The organism is Siccirubricoccus deserti (assembly GCF_014283215.1).
Classification (GTDB): domain Bacteria; phylum Pseudomonadota; class Alphaproteobacteria; order Acetobacterales; family Acetobacteraceae; genus Siccirubricoccus; species Siccirubricoccus deserti.
In genome coordinates, this window is the sequence record NZ_JACOMF010000016.1 from 54,703 (window position 1) to 73,125 (window position 18,423).

The following is an 18,423-nucleotide window of genomic DNA, read 5'->3' on the forward strand; positions in this document are numbered from 1 at the left end:
CCCTCAGGCCGGCAGCCAGCCGGTCAGCTTCAGGACGGCGGCGGTGAGGACCAGCCAGAGCAGGCTGAAAGGCAGGAACACCTTCCAGCCCAGCCGCATGAGCTGGTCATAACGGTAGCGCGGGAAGGTCGCCCGCACCCAGATGAAGGTGAAGAGGCAGAGGCAGATCTTCAGCGCGAACCAGATCGGCCCCGGAATCCAGGTGAAGGGCTCCATCTGGATCGGCGGCAACCAGCCGCCGAGGAACAGGATGGTGGTCAGCGCCGACATCAGGATCATGTTCGCGTATTCGCCGAGGAAGAACAGCGCAAAGGACATCGACGAATACTCGACGAAGAAGCCCGCCACCAGCTCGCTCTCCCCCTCCGGCAGGTCGAAGGGCGCCCGGTTCGTCTCCGCCAGCGTGCTGATGAAGAAGATGATGAACATCGGAAAGAGCGGGATGAAGAACCAGACGTTCTGCTGCGCCAGCACGATCTCCGTCAGGTTCAGCGACCCCACGCACATCAGCACGGTGACGATGACGAAGCCCATGGAGACCTCGTAGCTCACCATCTGCGCCGCGCTGCGCAGCGCACCAAGGAAGGCGTACTTAGAGTTGCTCGCCCAGCCGGCGATGATGACGCCGTAGACCCCAAGGGAAGAGATGGCGAAAAGATAGAGGATCCCGACGTTGATGTCGGCGATCGCCCAGCCTTCGTTCACCGGGATCACCGCCCAGGCCAGCATCGCCAGCACGAAGGTCAGCATCGGCGCCATGATGAAGAGGAACCGGCTCGCGCCGGATGGCACGATGGTCTCCTTCATCAGCATCTTCAGGGCATCGGCGAAGGGCTGCAGCAGCCCGAATGGGCCGACCACATTCGGGCCGCGTCGCAGCTGCATCGCCGCCAGGACCTTGCGCTCGGCAAGCGTCAGATAGGCGACGGCGATCAGCACCGGCACCAGCAGCGCCAGGGTCTGGGCAATGGTGATCGCCAGGACTCCGACCGGCGAGGAGAGGAAGCCATCCATCGATCCTACTCCGCCGCCAGCCGCGCCGCCGGCGCACCGTAGACCTTCGCGCATTCCGCCATGGTCGGCGAAGCGCGGCTGATGACATCCGCCTGCCAGTAATTCGCCAGCGCCGGCACGAAGGGCGCATCGGCCACCGCCGCGGGATCGCCGGCGGGGCCGGCGACATCGGCACAGCCATGCGGCGCGAAGCCGGCACCGGCGAAGACCGGGTTCACCTCGGCCAACCGGGCCCTGACGGCGTCCAGATCATCATACGGCAGGCGCTTGCCCAGCAGCTCCGACACGGCGCGCAGGATCTTCCAATCCTCCCGCGCCTCTCCCGGCGGGTAGACCGCCAGCCGTCCGCGCTGCACACGGCCCTCGGTGTTGACCCAGGTCGCGTCCTTCTCGGTGTAGGCGGCGCCTGGCAGGATCACATCGGCGCGGCCGGCCGCGGCCTCGCCATGGTGGCCCTGGTAGATGACAAAGGCGCCGTCCGGAATGCGCTTCGGCTCGGCGCCGAGCAGCCACAACACGTCCAGCCCCTCGGCGCTGCCGCCGGTGAAGCCGAGGTCGAGCGCCGCCACCTCGCCGCCGAACAAATGCAGCAGGTTGAAGCCGTGCCAATCCGCCTGCAGCATGTTGTTCTCGGCGGCGATCTTCCACGCCGCCGCCAGCACGGCCTGGCCATCCGCCCGCGCCAGCGCGCCGCGGCCGAGGATCAGCATCGGCTTCTTCGCCGCGCGCAGCACCTCGTTGAAGCGGTGGTTGCCTTCGGCCAGGCTGCGCAGGGTGATCCCGCCCTCGCCCAGCCAGTCATGGCCATAGGTCAGGTCAAGGCCGCGCGGGCCGACGAGGCCGATCGGGAAGTGTCCCGCCACCACGCGCTTGCGGATCCGTGCATTCAGCACCGGCGCCTCGGTCCGCGGGTTGCTGCCAATGATCAGCAGCGCATCCGCCTCCTCGATGCCGGCGATGCCGGTATTGAAGGTGTAGAAATCGCGGCGCGAGGCATCGATCGCCGCGCCATCGGTGCGGCATTCGAGGTTGCGGCTGCCGAGCGCACCCATCAGGTCACGCAGTGCGACGATCGCCTCGGCGTCCGCCAGCGGACCGGCGACGGCGCCGATCCGCTCGCCCGGCACGCCCTTCATGCGCGCGGCGACGGCAGCGAAGGCCTCGCCCCAGCTTACCGGCTGCAGCCTGCCGTCCTTGCGCAGCCAGGGGCGGTCAAGGCGCCGGCGCTTCAGCCCGTCGAAGGAAAAACGGCCGCGGTCGGCCATCCATTCCTCGTTCACGTCGTCATTGGTGCGCGGCAACATGCGCAGCACCTCGCCGGCGCGGGCGTCGATGCGGATGTTGGTCCCTACCGCATCCACTACATCGATGCTGTCGGTCTTGCGCAGCTCCCAGGGCCGCGAGACGAAGGCGTAGGGGCGCGAGGTGAGCGCGCCAACCGGGCAGATGTCGATCAGGTTGCCGGACAGCTCGGTGGTCAGCGCCTTCTCGACATAGGTGGTGATCTCCATGTTCTCGCCGCGGTTGGTCGCGCCGAGTTCCGGCACACCCGCCACTTCGGTGGCGAAGCGGACGCAGCGGGTGCACTGGATGCACCGCGTCATGATCGGCTTCACCAACGGGCCAAGGTACTTGTCCTTCACAGCCCGCTTCTCTTCCTTGTAGCGGCTGTGGTCCAGGCCGTAGGCCATGGCTTGGTCCTGCAGGTCGCACTCGCCGCCCTGATCGCAGATCGGGCAATCCAGTGGGTGATTGATCAGCAGGAATTCCATCACGCCACGGCGGCCGTTGCGGACCATCGGGCTATCGGTGAAGACCTTCATGCCATCGGCAACCGGATAGGCGCAGGAGGCGATGGGCTTCGGCGCCTTCTCGACCTCAACCAAGCACATGCGGCAATTGCCGGCGACACTGAGGCGTTCGTGGTAGCAGAAGCGCGGGATCTCCTTGCCCGCGGCTTCGCATGCCTGCAGGACGGAGACGCCGTTCGGCACCTCCACCTCGATGCCGTCAACCGTGACCTTCGCCATTGCGGCTTACTCCGCCGCCATCGGCAGCGTGGGCTCAGGCGAGCCCTTCGCGGCCTTGTAGGCAGCAATGCGTTCTTCCATCATCGGCCGGAAATGCCGGATCAGCCCCTGCACCGGCCAGACGCCACCATCGGCCAGGGCGCAGATGGTATGGCCCTCGATCTGCCGCGTCACCTGCTCCAGCACGTCGATCTCCGCCACCTCGGCGCGACCTTCGACCATCCGGTCCATCATCCGCTTCACCCAGCCCATCCCCTCGCGGCAGGGGGTGCACTGGCCGCAGCTCTCATGCTTGTAGAAGGTCGAGAGCCGGGCAATGGCCTTGATAAGGTCGGTCGACTTGTCCATCACGATCACACCGGCCGTGCCGAGGCCGGTCTTGTGCTCACGCAGCGCGTCGAAATCCATCAGCACGTCATCGCAGATGGATTTCGGGATCATCGGCGTCGAGGAGCCACCCGGGATCACCGCCAGAAGGTTGTCCCAGCCGCCGCGCACTCCGCCGGCGTGCTTCTCAATGAGCTCGCGCAGTGGAATGCTCATCTCCTCCTCGACATTGCAGGGCTTGTTCACATGGCCCTGAATGCAGAAGATCTTGGTGCCGCTGTTCTTCGGCCGACCGAAGCCGGCGAACCATCCTGCGCCGCGACGCAGGATGGTCGGCACAACCGCGATGGTCTCGACATTATTCACCGTCGAGGGGCAGCCGTAGAGGCCGACCGCCGCCGGAAAGGGCGGCTTCAGCCGCGGCATGCCCTTCTTGCCCTCGAGACTTTCGATCAGCGCCGTCTCTTCGCCGCAGATATAAGCGCCGGCGCCGCGGTGGACGTAGAGGTCGAAGTCCCAGCCACTGCCGCAGGCATTCGGGCCAAGCAGCCCCGCCGCATAGGCCTCGTCGATCGCCGCCTGCAGCACCAGGTGCTCGTTGTAATACTCGCCGCGAACATAGATGTAGCCGGCATGCGCACCCATCGCGACGCCGGCGATCAGGCAGCCCTCGACCAGCGTGTGCGGGTCATGCCGCAGGATGTCGCGGTCCTTGCAGGTGCCCGGCTCCGACTCATCGGCGTTGACCACCAGGTAGTGCGGCCGGTCGCTCGCCTGCTTCGGCATGAAGGACCACTTCAGGCCAGTCGGGAAGCCTGCACCGCCGCGGCCGCGCAGGCCGGAGTTCTTGACCTCCTCGATGATCCAGTCGCGTCCCTTGGCGATCAGCGCACCGGTGCCGTCCCAATGGCCGCGCCGGCGCGCCGCGGGCAGCCGCCAGTCGTGCAGCCCGTAAAGGTTGGTGAAGATGCGGTCCTTGTCGGTCAGCGCCATCTCACTCTCCCGGCACGTCTGTCAGCGCGAGGGGGCCGCCCACCGGAGCGCTGGCCTGACGCCCGATGACCGACCCCGGCGCCGGCCGCTCGCCGCGCTTCAGCGCCTCGATCAGCTTCACCGTGCTCTCGTAGTCCATGTCCTCGTAGTAGTCGTCATCCACCTGCAGGATCGGCGCATTCACGCAGCCGCCGAGGCACTCCACCTCGGTCATGGTGAACAGCCCATCGGCGCTGGTCTGGCCAAAGCCCGGTACATGCCCGGCGTCCTTGCAGGCGCGCGTCACATCATCCGAGCCGCGCAGCCAGCAGGGCGTGGTGCCGCAGACCTGGAGGTGGAACTTGCCGATCGGCTTCATGTTGAACATGAAGTAGAAGGTCGCCACCTCATAGACCCGGATCGGCGGCATTCCCAGCCGCTCGGCCACCGCATCCATGCCCTTGTTCGGCACCCAGGCGCTGCCGGTCTGCCGCTTCATCTGCCGCTGCACGACATAGAGCAGCGGGATCACCGCGCTGGCCTGCTTGCCCGGCGGGTATCGCTTCACGATGGTCTCGATCGCCGCCTGGCTGTCGGCGTCGAAGGCGAAGCTCTCGGGCTGCTCGAAGCCCTCAGGGGTCGCAGGCACGCTCACCGGTCGATCTCCCCGAAGACGATGTCGAGCGAACCGATGATCGCCACGGCATCGGCCAGCATATGGCCCTTGGACAGCACTTCCATGGCTTGCAGATGCGCGAAGCCCGGCGCGCGGATCTTGCAACGGTAGGGCCGGTTGGTCCCGTCGGCCACCATATAGACGCCGAACTCGCCCTTCGGCGCCTCGGTCACCGTGTAGGTCGCGCCTTCGGGCACATGATAACCCTCGGTGAAGAGCTTGAAGTGATGGATCAGCGCCTCCATCGAGCGCTTCATCTCGCCCCGCTTCGGCGGCGCGATCTTGTTGTCCTGGATCTTGACCGGCCCCGGCTTCAGCCGCGCCAGGCACTGCTCGACGATGCGAAGCGACTGCCGCATCTCCTGCATCCGCACCAGGTAGCGGTCGTAGCAGTCGCCGTGCCGGCCGACCGGGATGTCGAAGTCGAGATCGCCATAGATCTCATAGGGCTGGGACCTGCGCAGGTCCCAGGGCACGCCGCTGGCGCGGAGGCAGGGACCGGAGAAACCCCATTCCATTGCCTGCTCGGCGGTCATCACGCCGATGTCCACGGTGCGCTGCTTGAAGATGCGGTTCTCGGTCAGCAGCCCCTCAAGATCCTCGAGGAACTTCGGGAACTGCCGGCACCAGCCGGCGATCCGCTCCGGCAGCGCGGCCGGCAGGTCCTTCGCCACGCCGCCAGCGCGGAAGTAATTCACGTGGTAGTGGCTGCCGCCTGCTGCCTCGTAGAATTCCAGCAGGTGCTCGCGCTGCTCGAAACCCCAGAGTGCCGGGGTGATGGCACCGCAGTCGAGCGCATAGGTGGTGACGTTCAACAGGTGGTTCAGGATGCGGGTCAGTTCCGCGAACATGGTGCGGATCACCCGCGCCCGCTCCGGCACCTGGTCCTCGATCCGCAGCAGCCGCTCCACCGCGAGCACGAAGGTGTGCTCCATGCACATCGGGCTGACGTAATCCAGGCGATCCATATAGGGCATCGCCTGGAGATAGGTCTTGTATTCGATCAGCTTCTCGGTGCCGCGGTGCAGCAGGCCGATATGCGGATCGGCGCGCTCCACAACCTCGCCCTTCATCTCCAGGATGAGGCGCAGCACGCCATGCGCCGCCGGGTGCTGCGGACCGAAGTTGATGGTGTGGCTGTCCACCTCGACAGTGCGCGTCGCCTGCTCCGCGCCGGTCGCCGAGGCCACCGCTTTCGGGTCGGCAGCAGCCGCAAGCGGCCCCGCCTCGGACGCCATGGCCGAACTGCCGCTCATGGCTTCGCCTCCTCCGGCTTCGGCGCCTCGATGCGGTTAAGGTGCACCTTCTCGTCGCCCGGCAGAGTGGTCAGCCCCTCCCAAGGGCTCAGGAAGTCGAAGTTGCGGAAGTCCTGGGTGAGCTTCACCGGCTCGTAAACCACCTGCTTGCGCTCCTCGTCGTAGCGCACCTCGACATAGCCGGTCAGCGGGAAGTCCTTGCGCAGCGGGTGCCCTTCGAAGCCGTAGTCGGTCAGCAGCCGGCGCAGGTCGGTCAGGCCCTCGAAGACAATGCCGTACATGTCCCAAGCCTCGCGCTCATACCAGGTGGCGCAGGGCCAGATGCTTGCGACGCTCGGCACCGGAGTCGCCGCATCGGTCGCCACGATCACCCGGATGCGCTGGTTCAGCGCCAGGCTGAGCAGGTTGTAGACCACCTCGAAGCGCAGCGGCTTCTCCGGCCAGTCGGTGCCGCAGATGTCCATGCATTGCTCGAAGGCGAAGCGCGGGTCGTCACGCAGCAGCAGCATCGCATCCAGCAGCGATTCGCGCGGCAGGCGCAGCACCAGCTCGGCGCCGCGCTCGATCTCGGCCTTGCCCTGCGGCAGCGCCGCAGTGACAGCCCCCATGAGGGATTGGATATCAGCCACGCAGGATGGTCCCCGTCCGGCGGATCTTCTTCTGCAACTGCATGATGCCGTAGACCAGCCCCTCGGCGGTCGGCGGGCAGCCGGGCACATAGACATCCACCGGCACGATGCGGTCGCAGCCCCGCACCACGCTGTAGGAGTAGTGATAATAGCCGCCGCCATTGGCGCAGCTGCCCATGCTGATGACCCAGCGCGGCTCCGACATCTGGTCGTAGACTTTGCGCAGCGCGGGGGCCATCTTGTTGGTCAGCGTGCCGGCGACGATCATCACATCCGACTGCCGCGGCGAGCCACGCGGGATGATGCCGAGCCGGTCGAGGTCGTAGCGCGCCATATAGGCGTGGATCATCGGCACCGCGCAGCAGGCCAGGCCGAAGGTCATCGGCCAGAGGCTGCCGGTGCGGGCCCAGTTCACCACCTTGTCGATGTTGGCGACGACGAAGCCCTTGTCCTCGACCTCGCCGGTGATGCCCTTGATCACCGCATCCTGCGCCGGACCCGGCGGCAGATGCTCGCGGTTCCAGAGGATTGTATCCGTGTTTCCGCTCATGGGTATCTCCGGTCGGACGGCCGCGCCGTCACTCCCAGTCCAGGGCGCCCTTGCGCCACTCATAGATGAAGCCGACGGTCAGCACGCCCAGGAAGGCGATCATCGAGAGGAAGCCAAACCAGCCGATCCCGCCCAGCGCCACCGCCCAAGGAAACAGGAAGGCCACTTCCAGGTCGAAGATGATGAACAGGATCGCCACCAGGTAGAACCGCACGTCGAAGCGCCGGCGGGTGTCGTCGAACGGCTCAAAGCCACATTCATAGGCCGAGAGCTTCTCCGCATAAGGCTTCTGCCGGGCCACCAGCAGGCTGCCTCCCACCATGGCAATGGCGATGCCGCCGGCGATGCCGAGGAAGACCAGGATCGGGAAATATTCGGCCAGCAGCGGCTGGGTCATTGGTGCTCCGCCCTTGGTGGCGCCTTGGAGCCTTGGGGTTCCGCGGCGGGTGCTCCACGGTCCATGCCGCAGCGCAGCGCGGGCGGACATTAGCCGCGCTCCGCGCACTCCGCCATAGGGGGAAGAGCGCCTTTCTCAAGGCTCGGACGGCGATTTCGTACTGGAGCGACACAGGCTCAGGGGATCGGCCAAGAGGCCCTTCCCCTCAAGCGGGGATTGCATCCTCCGTTCTGAACTGCCGCGTGGCGCGAGTGACGGGGCTCGAACCCGCGACCTCCGGCGTGACAGGCCGGCGCTCTAACCAACTGAGCTACACCCGCCCGCGGCAGGAGGCGGGAAATACGGCTCGGAGGCGGCGGTGTCAACCGCGTTCCAGCAAGGATTTCGATGGTGGCGGGGCATGGGCGCTGAGGGATTCGAACCCCCGGCATCTTCGGTGTAAACGAAGCGCTCTACCGCTGAGCTAAGCGCCCATGGGGCCGCCAGAATGCCTCAATGGCGGCACAAAAGAAAAGGCCAGCGTCACCGCCAGCCCCTTCGTCACTTCCCTTGCGGGATCCTCCGGGGCCGGCGCGGGCCGACGCCCGCGCCGTGCATCAGTTCACGGCGTCCTTCAGGCCCTTGCCCGCCTTGAAGCGCACAGTGGTTGTCGCCGGGATCTTGATCTCCTCACCGGTGCGCGGATTGCGGCCCTTGCCGGCCTTGCGCTTGCTGGTGCTGAAGGTGCCGAAGCCGACGAGGCGCACGTCCTGTTTCTTCTTGAGGGATTTGGTGATCGCCTCGAACACCGCGTCCAGCACCTCGCCAGCCTTGGCTTTGGGCAGATCACCCGTTTCGGCGATGATCGCCACCAGATCCTGCTTGTTCGCCATGCAAGTTCCCCCTTCCCTGAGGACGCCAAATCACCCGCCCGGACGATTCCAGGCCAGAAACCGGCGGGGACTGTAGGGGGTGGGATTCTTTCGCGTCAATCACGCGATACCCGATTCGCGGCCGTTATCCGCGGTTTTCTGCGGGTTCTGGCGGTGTGGACACGCTCACGGACGGGGTTTGCGCCCCGTCCGTGAGAGTTGTCAGTGCGGCAGCGCCGGCTTGGTGGCGTCGCCGTCGGTGGCACGCGCCGGAGCCTCGGGCGGCTCCTGCCACTCGATCGCCTCGGGCTTGCGGACCAGGGCGCTGGCGATGACCTCGTCCACATGGGAGACGGGGATGATGGTCAACCCCTTCTTCACATTGGCAGGGATCTCGGCCAGGTCCTTCTCATTGTCCTTCGGGATGAAGACCGTGGTGGTGCCGCTGCGCAGCGCCGCCAGCAGCTTCTCCTTCAACCCGCCGATCGGCAGCACGCGACCGCGCAGCGTGATCTCGCCCGTCATCGCCACATCCTTGCGCACCGGAATTCCGGTGAGCACGGAGACGATGCTGGTCGCCATGGCGATACCCGCGCTCGGCCCATCCTTCGGCGTTGCACCTTCCGGCACATGCACATGGATGTCGCGCCGTTCGAACAGCGTTGGCTTGAGGCCGAAGCTGGTTGCCCGCGACCGCACATAGGACATCGCCGCAGAGACGCTTTCCTGCATGACGTCGCCAAGCTTGCCGGTGGTCTGCACCTTGCCCTTGCCGGGCACCGTCACGCTTTCGATCGTCAGGATCTCGCCGCCGACCTCGGTCCAGGCGAGGCCGGTGACCACGCCCACCATGTCCTCCGCCTCGGCCTCGCCGTAACGGAACTTCCGCACGCCGGCGAATTTGTCGAGGTTCTTGGCAGTAATCGCGACCTTCTTCGCCTTCTTCGAGACGATTTCGCGCACCGCCTTGCGGGCGAGGCCGCCGATCTCGCGCTCCAGGCTGCGGACGCCGGCTTCGCGCGTGTAGTAGCGCACCAGGTCGCGCAGCGCCTCCTCGGAGACCGACCACTCGCCTTCCTTCAGTCCATTGGCTTCGGATTGCTTGGCGATCAGGTGGCGGCGGGCGATCTCGACCTTCTCATCCTCGGTGTAGCCGGGGATGCGGATGATCTCCATGCGGTCCATCAGCGGCTGCGGCATGCGCAGGCTGTTGGCGGTCGTCACGAACATCACATCCGACAGGTCGTAGTCGACCTCCAGGTAGTGGTCGGCGAAGGTCCCGTTCTGCTCCGGGTCCAGCACCTCCAGCAGCGCCGAGGAGGGATCGCCGCGCCAGTCGGCGCCGAGCTTGTCGATCTCGTCCAGCAGGAACAGAGGATTGCTGGTCTTCGCCTTCTTCATCCCCTGGATGACCTTGCCGGGCATGGAGCCGATATAGGTCCGCCGGTGGCCGCGCACTTCCGCCTCGTCCCGCACGCCGCCAAGCGACATGCGCACGAAGTTACGGCCGGTGGCCTTGGCGATCGACTTGCCGAGCGAGGTCTTGCCGACGCCGGGCGGGCCGACGAGGCAGAGGATCGGCCCCTTGATCTTCGGCGAGCGCGACTGCACCGCCAGATACTCGATGATCCGCTCCTTGACCTTCTCCAGGCCGAAGTGGTCGGCATCGAGCACCTTCTCGGCCTCGACGATGTCGTTGCGGACCTTGCTGCGCTTCTTCCACGGGATGGAGAGCATCCAGTCGAGGTAGTTGCGCACCACCGTCGATTCGGCGCTCATCGGCGACATGCTGCGGAGCTTCTTCAGCTCGGCCATCGCCTTCTCGCGGGCTTCCTTCGAGAGCTTGGTCGCCTTGATGCGGGCCTCAAGCTCGGCGGCCTCGTCCTTGCCGTCCTCGCCCTCGCCCAGCTCCTTCTGGATCGCCTTCAGCTGCTCATTCAGGTAGTACTCGCGCTGCGTCTTCTCCATCTGCCGCTTGACGCGGCTGCGGATACGCTTCTCCACCTGCAGGACGCCGATCTCGGATTCCATATGGGCGAACACGCGCTCAAGCCGGGCGGAGGTGCCGGGGGTCTCCAGCAGCTCCTGCTTCTCCGGAATCTTCAGCGAGAGATGCGCGGCAACGGTATCGGCCAGCTTGGTCGGATCGTCGATCTGGTTGATCGAGACCAGCACCTCCGGCGCGATCTTCTTGTTGAGCTTGATGTACTGCTCGAACTGGCCGACCACGGTGCGTGCCAGCGCCTCGGTCTCCGGGGCCTCGGCCGCCGGCTCCTCGATGTCGGTGGCATAGGCCTCGAAATGCGTCTGCACTTCCTTGAAGCCGACGATACTGGCACGGCGGCCGCCCTCGACCAGCACCTTCACGGTGCCATCCGGCAGCTTCAGCAATTGCAACACGGTGGAGACGGTGCCGACCTGGTACAGGTCGTCGGCGCCGGGGTCGTCCTGCGCGGCGTTCTTCTGCGCCACCAGCAGGATCTGCTTGTCCTCGCGCATCACCGCTTCCAGCGCGCGAACGGATTTCTCACGCCCGACGAAAAGCGGCACGATCATGTGCGGGAAGACAACAATATCGCGAAGCGGCAGGACGGGGAACAATTCGCCGCGGAGAGTTTCGGGCTTATCCGCCATTGTGGACCTCACTGAGGGACAGTCGACGTGGAGAACGCCCTAACGCGGCACGTTCCCGCGCGTCACGGGAATGCAGTTCAGATGGGCCGCGCGACGATCTCCAACAAGCCCTTGAAAGCCGGGCGACACGCCAGGGTGCCGCCCGGTGGCCAAGGGCCGGACGGGTATCAGGCCGAACTCTGCTCGGCCGCTCGCTCGCCGTAGATGAACAGCGGCGTGGCGCGGCCCTCGGCCACCTCACGATTCACCACCACCTCATCCACGTCGTCGAGACCCGGCAGGTCGAACATGGTGGAGAGCAGGATCGCCTCCATGATCGAGCGCAGCCCGCGCGCGCCGGTTTTGCGCTGAATGGCGCGGGTGGCGACGGAGCGCATGGCGTCCTCGGTGAAGGTGAGCTTGGTCCCCTCCATCTCGAACAGCCGCTGGTACTGCTTGACCAGTGCGTTCTTCGGCTTGGTCAGGATCTCGACCAGCGCCTTCTCGTCCAGGTCCTCGAGAGTCGCGACCACCGGCAGGCGGCCGATGAACTCTGGGATCAGACCGAATTTCAGCAGATCCTCAGGCTCCACCTCGCGCAGGATGGCCCCGGCGCGGCGGTCGTCCGGCGACCGCACCTCCGCGCCGAAGCCGATGCCACTGCCCTTGCCACGGGCACCGATGATCCGCTCCAGGCCCGCGAAGGCGCCGCCGCAGATGAACAGGATGTTCGAGGTGTCGACCTGGAGGAACTCCTGCTGCGGATGCTTCCGTCCGCCCTGCGGCGGAACGGAGGCGACCGTGCCCTCCATGATCTTCAGCAGCGCCTGCTGGACGCCCTCGCCGCTCACGTCGCGGGTGATGGAGGGGTTGTCCGACTTGCGGCTGATCTTGTCGACCTCGTCGATGTAGACGATGCCGCGCTGCGCCCGTTCCACATTGTAGTCGGCCGCCTGCAGCAGCTTGAGGATGATATTCTCGACATCCTCGCCGACATAGCCGGCCTCGGTCAGCGTGGTCGCATCGGCCATGGTGAAGGGCACGTCGAGGATGCGTGCAAGCGTCTGCGCCAGCAGCGTCTTGCCGCTGCCGGTCGGGCCGAGCAGCAGGATGTTCGACTTGGCGATCTCGACGTCGTTGTTCTTGGCACCATGCGCCAGCCGCTTGTAGTGGTTGTGCACGGCGACCGAGAGAACCTTCTTCGCATGGTCCTGGCCGATGACGTAATCATCGAGGACCTTGCAGATCTCCTTCGGCGTCGGCACCCCGTCGCGCGACTTCACGAGGTGCGTCTTGTGCTCCTCGCGGATGATGTCCATGCACAGCTCGACGCATTCGTCGCAGATGAACACGGTGGGTCCGGCGATGAGCTTGCGGACCTCGTGCTGCGACTTACCGCAGAACGAGCAGTAGAGGGTGTTCTTGGAATCGCCGGACTTGCTCATGGGCACTCCGCCTGAATGGGGTGGCCGGACCCGCCCGCGATGCATGCGGGCGCAACCTTGGCCCCCGCCCCCCGCAGCCAAGGGGGGACGCTCGGATCAACTGTAGCCCCCCTGTCATCAGGGGGAAAGCATTGCGCGATAGCGGACGCGGACTGAAACAATCCAGCCCTGCCGGGCGCGGGGAACCGGGCCGCCGTCGCGACGTGGTGAGACGGCCGGATCAGCTGCGTGCCGCCTCGGCCCCCGGAGCCACCGGCCGCTGCTCGACCACCTGGTCGACCAGGCCGAAGTCGCGGGCCTCCTCGGCAGACATATAGCTGTCGCGCTCCAGCTTCGCCTCAATGGCGGCAAGCGGCTGGCCGGTGTGCTTCACATAGATCTCGTTCAGCCGCTGCCGCAGCTTCAGGATCTCGCGCGCCTGGATCTCGATGTCCGTCGCCTGGCCCTGGGCGCCACCCGAGGGCTGGTGGACCATGATCCGGCTGTTCGGCAGGGCGAAGCGCTTGTCCTTGGCCCCGGCGGTCAACAGCAGGGAGCCCATGGAGGCCGCCTGGCCAATGCAGACCGTGCTGACCGGCGAACGAATATACTGCATGGTATCGTACATCGCCAGACCGGCAGAGACGACGCCGCCCGGGCTGTTGATGTAGAAGGCGATGTCCTTGTTCGGGTTCTCGCTTTCCAGGAACAGCAACTGGGCGCAGATCAGCGACGACACCTGGTCGAAGACCGGGCCGGTCAGGAAGATGATCCGTTCCTTGAGCAGGCGCGAATAGATGTCGAAGGCCCGCTCGCCGCGGGCCGTCTGCTCGACGACCATCGGGACCAGGGTGTTGTTGTAGACTTCGACCGGATCACGGTCCCGCATGGTAGTGCCTTTCACTCCTGGGAACCGGCCGCTTGCCGGCCCCGATGGCCTTCCCCGGACATCCAGGCCGCCGACGGCAGCCCGATCTGCCCCACAGCATGTCCTGAACTTGTCCCAGGAGTCTTAATGTGGGGCCCCGGCAGCACCACCGGAAGCCCCCCCGATCGGCGGAGGCGGTGGCGCTGGCCCGGCCGGTCTCAGGCCGCCGTGGCGGCCGTCAGCTCCTCCGGGGTGACCACACGCTCGGTCACCTGGGCGAGCTCCAGCATGAAATCCACCACCTTCTCCTCGAAGATCGGCGAACGCAGATTCTCGGCCGATTGTGGATTCTTGCGGAAGAACTCCATCACCTGCTGCTCCTGGCCCGGGTAGCGCGCGGCTTCCTGGCGCATGGCGCGGGCCAGTTCATCGGCGGAGACGGTAATGTTGTTGGTCCGGCCGATTTCCGAGAGCATCAGGCCGAGCCGGATGCGGCGCTCGGCGATGCCGCGGTACTCGGCCTTCAGCGCCGTCTCATCCTTGCCCTTGTCGTCCTCGTCCAGCCGGCCGGCCTTGAGATCGGCCTCGATCCGTTGCCATATCTGGCTGAATTCGGCCTCGACCATGCCCTCAGGCACCGGGAAGCTGGCCTGGGCGGCCAGCCCATCCAGCAGAGCCCGCTTCACCTTCAGCCGGGACAGGTTGTCGTATTCGCCCTGCAGCTGACCACGCACCGCTTCCTTCAGCTTCTCCAGATTCTCGAAGCCGAGGGTGGCGGCGAAGGCATCGTCGATCGCCGGCAGCACCGAGCGCTTCAGCGCCTTGGCGGTTACCTCGAAGGTCGCTGCCTTGCCCGCCAGCGCCTTGGAGCCGTATTCGGCCGGGAAGGTCACCGAAATGGTTCGGGCCTCGCCCGGCGCCATGCCCTCGAGCTGCTCGGTGAAGCCGGGGATGAAGCCGGTGCCGTTGACCTCGATCGGCGCATCCGTGGCGGTGCCGCCGGGGAAGGGCTCGCCCGGACCCGCCTCCGCGCCGGCTTCGGTCAGGCTCGCATCGGCAATTCGCAAGGTGAAGTCGAAGGGGCCGCTGGTGGCGAAGACCAGCCCACCCGTGACGACGGCCGTCTCCTCGCTGGCGAGCACACCTTCCGCCGCGGCAGCAACCGGCTCGGCACCCGCCCCGCGCAGGGCTGCCACCTGGTTGGGCCCGGCAAAGATGTTGAGCGACGCGCCACCTTCGCTGCCACCACGCAGCCGCAGGGCCAACTGGCCGACTGCATCCAGGGCGCCGCCCACCAGCGCAAGCTTCGCCGACACCGCCCAGGACGAGCCGGGCTTTGCGGCGACTACCTTTGTTCCATCGAAATTCAGCGCCTGATTGGCCAGGGCGGCATCGCCATGGAAGCGGATGTCGACGTGGGATTCACCACGGCCCACCACCTCGGTGGCGGCCTTCATCTGCGGGGTCCAGTGCTCCGGAAGAGCGCTCTCGCCCGCCCCCTGGGCAGCGGCGCCGGCCGGGTTGCGCAGCTGGTTGGCCGGGCCGCCGGCCAGCCGGCCCACGAAGTCGCAGATCAGCACGTCGCCGGTGACAGCCGGCCGCACCTCGGCCACATCCTCCAGGCTGCGGTTGCGGCTGGCGATCTGCTCCAGCGTCTTGGCAACCTGCTCCTCGGTCGGCTCGGCCTTCAGCCGTTCCACCGCGATGGCGCTGAAGTCCGGCAGCGGGATCTCCGGCAGCACCTCGACATCGATCTTGAATTCCAGATCGGCGTCGGGGGCGAAATTCACCAGCTCGATCTTCGGCTGCAGCGCCGGGCGCAGGCCGCGGTCGGTCACCACCTGGTCGGTCGCCTTGTTGACCGACTGCTCCAGCACTTCGCCCAGTACCGCCTGGCCGTAGCGCTGCTGCACCACCTTGGCCGGCACCTTGCCGGGGCGGAAGCCGGGCAGGCGAAGGTCGCGGCCGAGCTGGGCCAGCCGCTTGTCGCGTTCCGCAGCGATGTCGCCCGCGGGCACAACCACCGTATAGCCCCGCTTGAGACCCTCGTTCGCGACCTCGGTCACCTGCATCGTCGTTCCACCCAATCAGAAATAGGGACTGAGGCCGCGGTGGTGCGGGCGGAGGGATTTGAACCCCCACGGCTTGCGCCACTGGAACCTAAATCCAGCGTGTCTGCCAGTTCCACCACGCCCGCCCAGCCAGTCCACGGCAAGCAAGAGGGGCCGTGTAGCCTAGCGGCGCGCGGTTTGAAAGCGGCGGCCTGCCGAACCGGAATTGCCGGACGACCCGCCCCCTGCCGGGCGCCTACCCCAGCAGCGCCTGGGCGCAGGCGTCCAGGATCGCGTCCACATCCAGCCCATACTCCCGGTAGAGATCGGGAATATCCCCCGCCTGGCCGAAATGATCGACCCCGAGCGGCACCACCCGCTGCCCGCGCACCGCGCCGAGCCAGGCATGTGCCGCCGGATGGCCGTCCAGCACCGTTACCAGCGCCGCGCCGGGCGCCAGCGGGGCGAGCAGGGTCTCGATATGGCTTGGCGCACGGAAGCCCTGTCTGTCTCCTTGGCGGGCCTTCCGCCGCGCGGCCAGCCATTCGGCGTGCAGCCGGTCGGCCGAGGTGATGGCCAGCAGCCCGGCGCCGGGCTCCTCCGCCCGGAGTTCCTCGAAGGCGGCCATGGCCTCGGGTGCCACCGGCCCCTGGTAGGCGATGGCGATGCGCGCCCCGGGCGCCGGCGGCACCAGCCAATGCCCGCCGGCGATCACCGCCGCCGGGTCCAGCCGGCGCTCCGGCTGCTCCAGCCCGCGGGTCGAGAGGCGCAGCCAGACCGCGCTGCCCTCCGGCTTCTGCATGTGCTCGAAGCCCCAGCGCATCAGGATCGACAACTCGTCGGCGAAGGCCGGCTCGAAGCTCGCCAGCCGGTCCTGGGCGATGCCGATCAGCGGGGTGTTGACCGACTGGTGCTGCCCGCCCTCCGGCGCCAGGGTCAGGCCGGAGGGGGTGCTGACCAGCATGAAGCGCGCATCCTGGTAGCAGGCATAGATCAGCGCATCGAGGCCGCGGTTGACGAAGGGGTCGTAGACCGTGCCCACCGGAAGCAGCCGCGCGCCATAAAGATCATGCGCCAGGCCGAGCGCCGAGAGCAGCAGGAACAGGTTCTGCTCGGCGATGCCGAGCTCGATGTGCTGGCCCTCCGGCGACATGCCCCAGCGCTGGGCCGAGGCCAGCTTGGCGTCGCGGAACACGTCGTTCTTCAGGTGCCGGTCGAAGACGCCGCGGCGGTTCACCCAGGGGCCGAGATTGGTCGAGACGGCGACGTCCGGGCTGGTGGTGACGATGCGCCGGGCGATCGCCGCCGCCTCCCCCTGCCCCCGGCCCAGCTCCGCCAGCACCTCGCCGAAGGCCGCCTGGGTGGAGAGCTTACGCCCGGCCGGCACCCGCGGCTGCGGGAAGCCTGCCGGCACCGGCACCATCGGGGCATTCAGCCGCCGCCCTTCCGGCGCCAGCGTCCGCGCGAAGGGAACGCTGTCGAGAAAGCCCTGCAGCGCCGCCTCCGGCGAGTCCAGCCCTTCGAAGCGGTCCCATTCATGTCCGTCGCGGATGCCCATCTCCTGCTTGAAGATGGCCATCTGCTCCTTGCTCATCAGCCCGGAGTGGTTGTCCTTGTGACCGGCGAAGGGCAGGCCCATGCCCTTGATGGTATAGGCGATGAAGCAGGTCGGCTGGTCGCCGGCGGCGTCCTGGGCGCGGAAGGCCTCCAGCAGGGTCGCCACGTCATGGCCGCCGAGGTTGGTCATCAGCGCCCCCAGCTCCTCATCGGAGAGCGGATCGATAATGGCGCGGATCCCCTCCACCCGGCCGAGGTCGGTCAGCAGCGCCGCCCGCCAGGCCGCGCCGCCCTGGAAGGTCAGGGCGGAATAGAGGCTGTTCGGGCAGTCGTCGATCCAGCGGCGGAGTTCCTCGCCGCCCTCGCGGGCGAAGGCGGCCTGCAGCCGGCGGCCGTATTTCAGGGTGACGACGTTCCACCCCATGTCGCGGAACAGGCCTTCGATCCGGCCGAACAGGCGGTCCTGCACCACGCTGTCCAGGCTCTGGCGGTTGTAGTCGACCACCCACCAGACGTTGCGGATGTCGTGCTTCCAGCCCTCCAGCAGGGCCTCGTAGATATTGCCCTCGTCCAGCTCGGCGTCGCCGACGATGGCGATGTGCCGGCCGGCGGGAATCGCCTCACGTCCCAGCCCGTGCAGCCGGACGTAATCCTGCACCAGGCTGCCGAAGCTGGTCAGGGCGACGCCAAGACCGACCGAGCCGGTGGAGAAATCCACCTCCGCCCCATCCTTCACCCGGCTTGGATAGGGCTGGATGCCGCCGAACTGACGCAGCGTCTCCAGCTTCTCCCGGCTCTGCCGGCCGAACAGCCAGTTCACCGCATGGAACACCGGCCCGGCATGGGGCTTCACCGCCAACCGGTCCTCCGGTTTCAGGATTTCGAAGTAGAGTGCCGCCATGATCGAGATGACCGAGGCGCAGGAGGCCTGATGCCCGCCGACCTTCAATCCGTCACGGTTCGGCCGCACATGATTGGCGTGGTGGATCATCCATGCCGAGAGCCAGAGCAGCTTGCGCTCCAGCGCACGCAGCAGGCGCAGCCGCTCTGGCTCCGACTCGCGCTCGGCCTGCACCACATTGGACACGCCGGACGTCAGGACGTTCAATTCGGCCCCTCCCGCAACTTTGAGCTTGAGCATCTGGCCCCGGCACCAGCCCCGCGGCAAGGGCCACGGCGGTAAAGCGTGCCGGCTCCTGGCTGACTCG

General features: G+C 66.9%; 13 protein-coding genes, 3 tRNA genes and 2 pseudogenes. All 18 read right to left on the reverse strand.

The genetic code is table 11. From position 1 onward, the window contains the following. Window positions 1-3 precede the first annotated feature (3 nt). A complete protein-coding gene (nuoH, locus tag H7965_RS14525) occupies window positions 4-1,014 on the reverse strand; it encodes an NADH-quinone oxidoreductase subunit NuoH (protein WP_186771306.1) in 1,011 nt (336 codons plus the stop codon). A gap of 5 nt (window positions 1,015-1,019) precedes the next feature. Further along, window positions 1,020-3,044 carry an NADH-quinone oxidoreductase subunit NuoG gene (gene nuoG, locus H7965_RS14530; protein ID WP_186771307.1) on the reverse strand — a complete coding sequence of 675 codons (2,025 nt, stop codon included), beginning with the start codon at window positions 3,042-3,044 and terminating at the stop codon, window positions 1,020-1,022. A gap of 6 nt (window positions 3,045-3,050) precedes the next feature. Beyond that, complete coding sequence (gene nuoF / locus H7965_RS14535) at window positions 3,051-4,364, reverse strand: NADH-quinone oxidoreductase subunit NuoF (protein ID WP_186771308.1); 1,314 nt, start codon at window positions 4,362-4,364, stop codon at window positions 3,051-3,053. Window position 4,365: 1 nt separating this feature from the next. Next, a complete protein-coding gene (locus H7965_RS14540) occupies window positions 4,366-4,998 on the reverse strand; it encodes a complex I 24 kDa subunit family protein (RefSeq protein ID WP_186771309.1) in 633 nt (210 codons plus the stop codon). After that, the gene (locus H7965_RS14545; RefSeq protein ID WP_229682620.1) at window positions 4,995-6,275 is read right to left on the reverse strand and encodes an NADH-quinone oxidoreductase subunit D; all 1,281 of its coding nucleotides are present in this window, start codon (window positions 6,273-6,275) and stop codon (window positions 4,995-4,997) included. Before H7965_RS14545 ends, H7965_RS14540 begins: the two co-directional genes overlap by 4 nt. Continuing rightward, complete coding sequence (locus H7965_RS14550) at window positions 6,272-6,883, reverse strand: NADH-quinone oxidoreductase subunit C (RefSeq protein WP_186771310.1); 612 nt, start codon at window positions 6,881-6,883, stop codon at window positions 6,272-6,274. The genes H7965_RS14545 and H7965_RS14550 overlap by 4 nt, the downstream gene beginning before the upstream one ends. A gap of 13 nt (window positions 6,884-6,896) precedes the next feature. Then, the gene (locus H7965_RS14555; protein ID WP_186771311.1) at window positions 6,897-7,454 is read right to left on the reverse strand and encodes a NuoB/complex I 20 kDa subunit family protein; all 558 of its coding nucleotides are present in this window, start codon (window positions 7,452-7,454) and stop codon (window positions 6,897-6,899) included. 28 nt (window positions 7,455-7,482) lie between these two features. Further along, window positions 7,483-7,851, reverse strand: coding sequence for an NADH-quinone oxidoreductase subunit A (locus H7965_RS14560; protein ID WP_186771312.1), 369 nt, complete (start codon window positions 7,849-7,851; stop codon window positions 7,483-7,485). Window positions 7,852-8,094: 243 nt separating this feature from the next. Then, window positions 8,095-8,171: transfer RNA gene (locus H7965_RS14565), tRNA-Asp, on the reverse strand. A gap of 81 nt (window positions 8,172-8,252) precedes the next feature. Next, window positions 8,253-8,324: transfer RNA gene (locus H7965_RS14570), tRNA-Val, on the reverse strand. 123 nt (window positions 8,325-8,447) lie between these two features. Continuing rightward, window positions 8,448-8,723, reverse strand: a complete 276-nt coding sequence (locus H7965_RS14575) for an HU family DNA-binding protein (RefSeq protein WP_149537351.1) — start codon at window positions 8,721-8,723, stop codon at window positions 8,448-8,450. Between the two features lie 201 nt (window positions 8,724-8,924). After that, window positions 8,925-11,336: an endopeptidase La gene (gene lon, locus H7965_RS14580; protein WP_186771313.1), complete on the reverse strand. Its 2,412-nt coding sequence runs from the start codon at window positions 11,334-11,336 to the stop codon at window positions 8,925-8,927. Window positions 11,337-11,503: 167 nt separating this feature from the next. Further along, a complete protein-coding gene (gene clpX, locus H7965_RS14585) occupies window positions 11,504-12,760 on the reverse strand; it encodes an ATP-dependent Clp protease ATP-binding subunit ClpX (RefSeq protein ID WP_186771314.1) in 1,257 nt (418 codons plus the stop codon). Between the two features lie 220 nt (window positions 12,761-12,980). Beyond that, complete coding sequence (gene clpP, locus H7965_RS14590; RefSeq protein ID WP_186771315.1) at window positions 12,981-13,628, reverse strand: ATP-dependent Clp endopeptidase proteolytic subunit ClpP; 648 nt, start codon at window positions 13,626-13,628, stop codon at window positions 12,981-12,983. A 197-nt stretch (window positions 13,629-13,825) separates the two neighbouring features. Beyond that, window positions 13,826-14,623 (reverse strand): annotated as a pseudogene (gene tig, locus H7965_RS30900) (trigger factor); the annotation flags it as partial. A gap of 636 nt (window positions 14,624-15,259) precedes the next feature. Next, a pseudogene (locus H7965_RS14600) lies at window positions 15,260-15,679 on the reverse strand (trigger factor); the annotation flags it as partial. 40 nt (window positions 15,680-15,719) lie between these two features. Next, a tRNA-Leu gene (locus H7965_RS14605) sits at window positions 15,720-15,804 on the reverse strand. 110 nt (window positions 15,805-15,914) lie between these two features. Further along, window positions 15,915-18,323: a 1-deoxy-D-xylulose-5-phosphate synthase N-terminal domain-containing protein gene (locus tag H7965_RS14610; protein WP_456308163.1), complete on the reverse strand. Its 2,409-nt coding sequence runs from the start codon at window positions 18,321-18,323 to the stop codon at window positions 15,915-15,917. Window positions 18,324-18,423 lie beyond the last annotated feature (100 nt).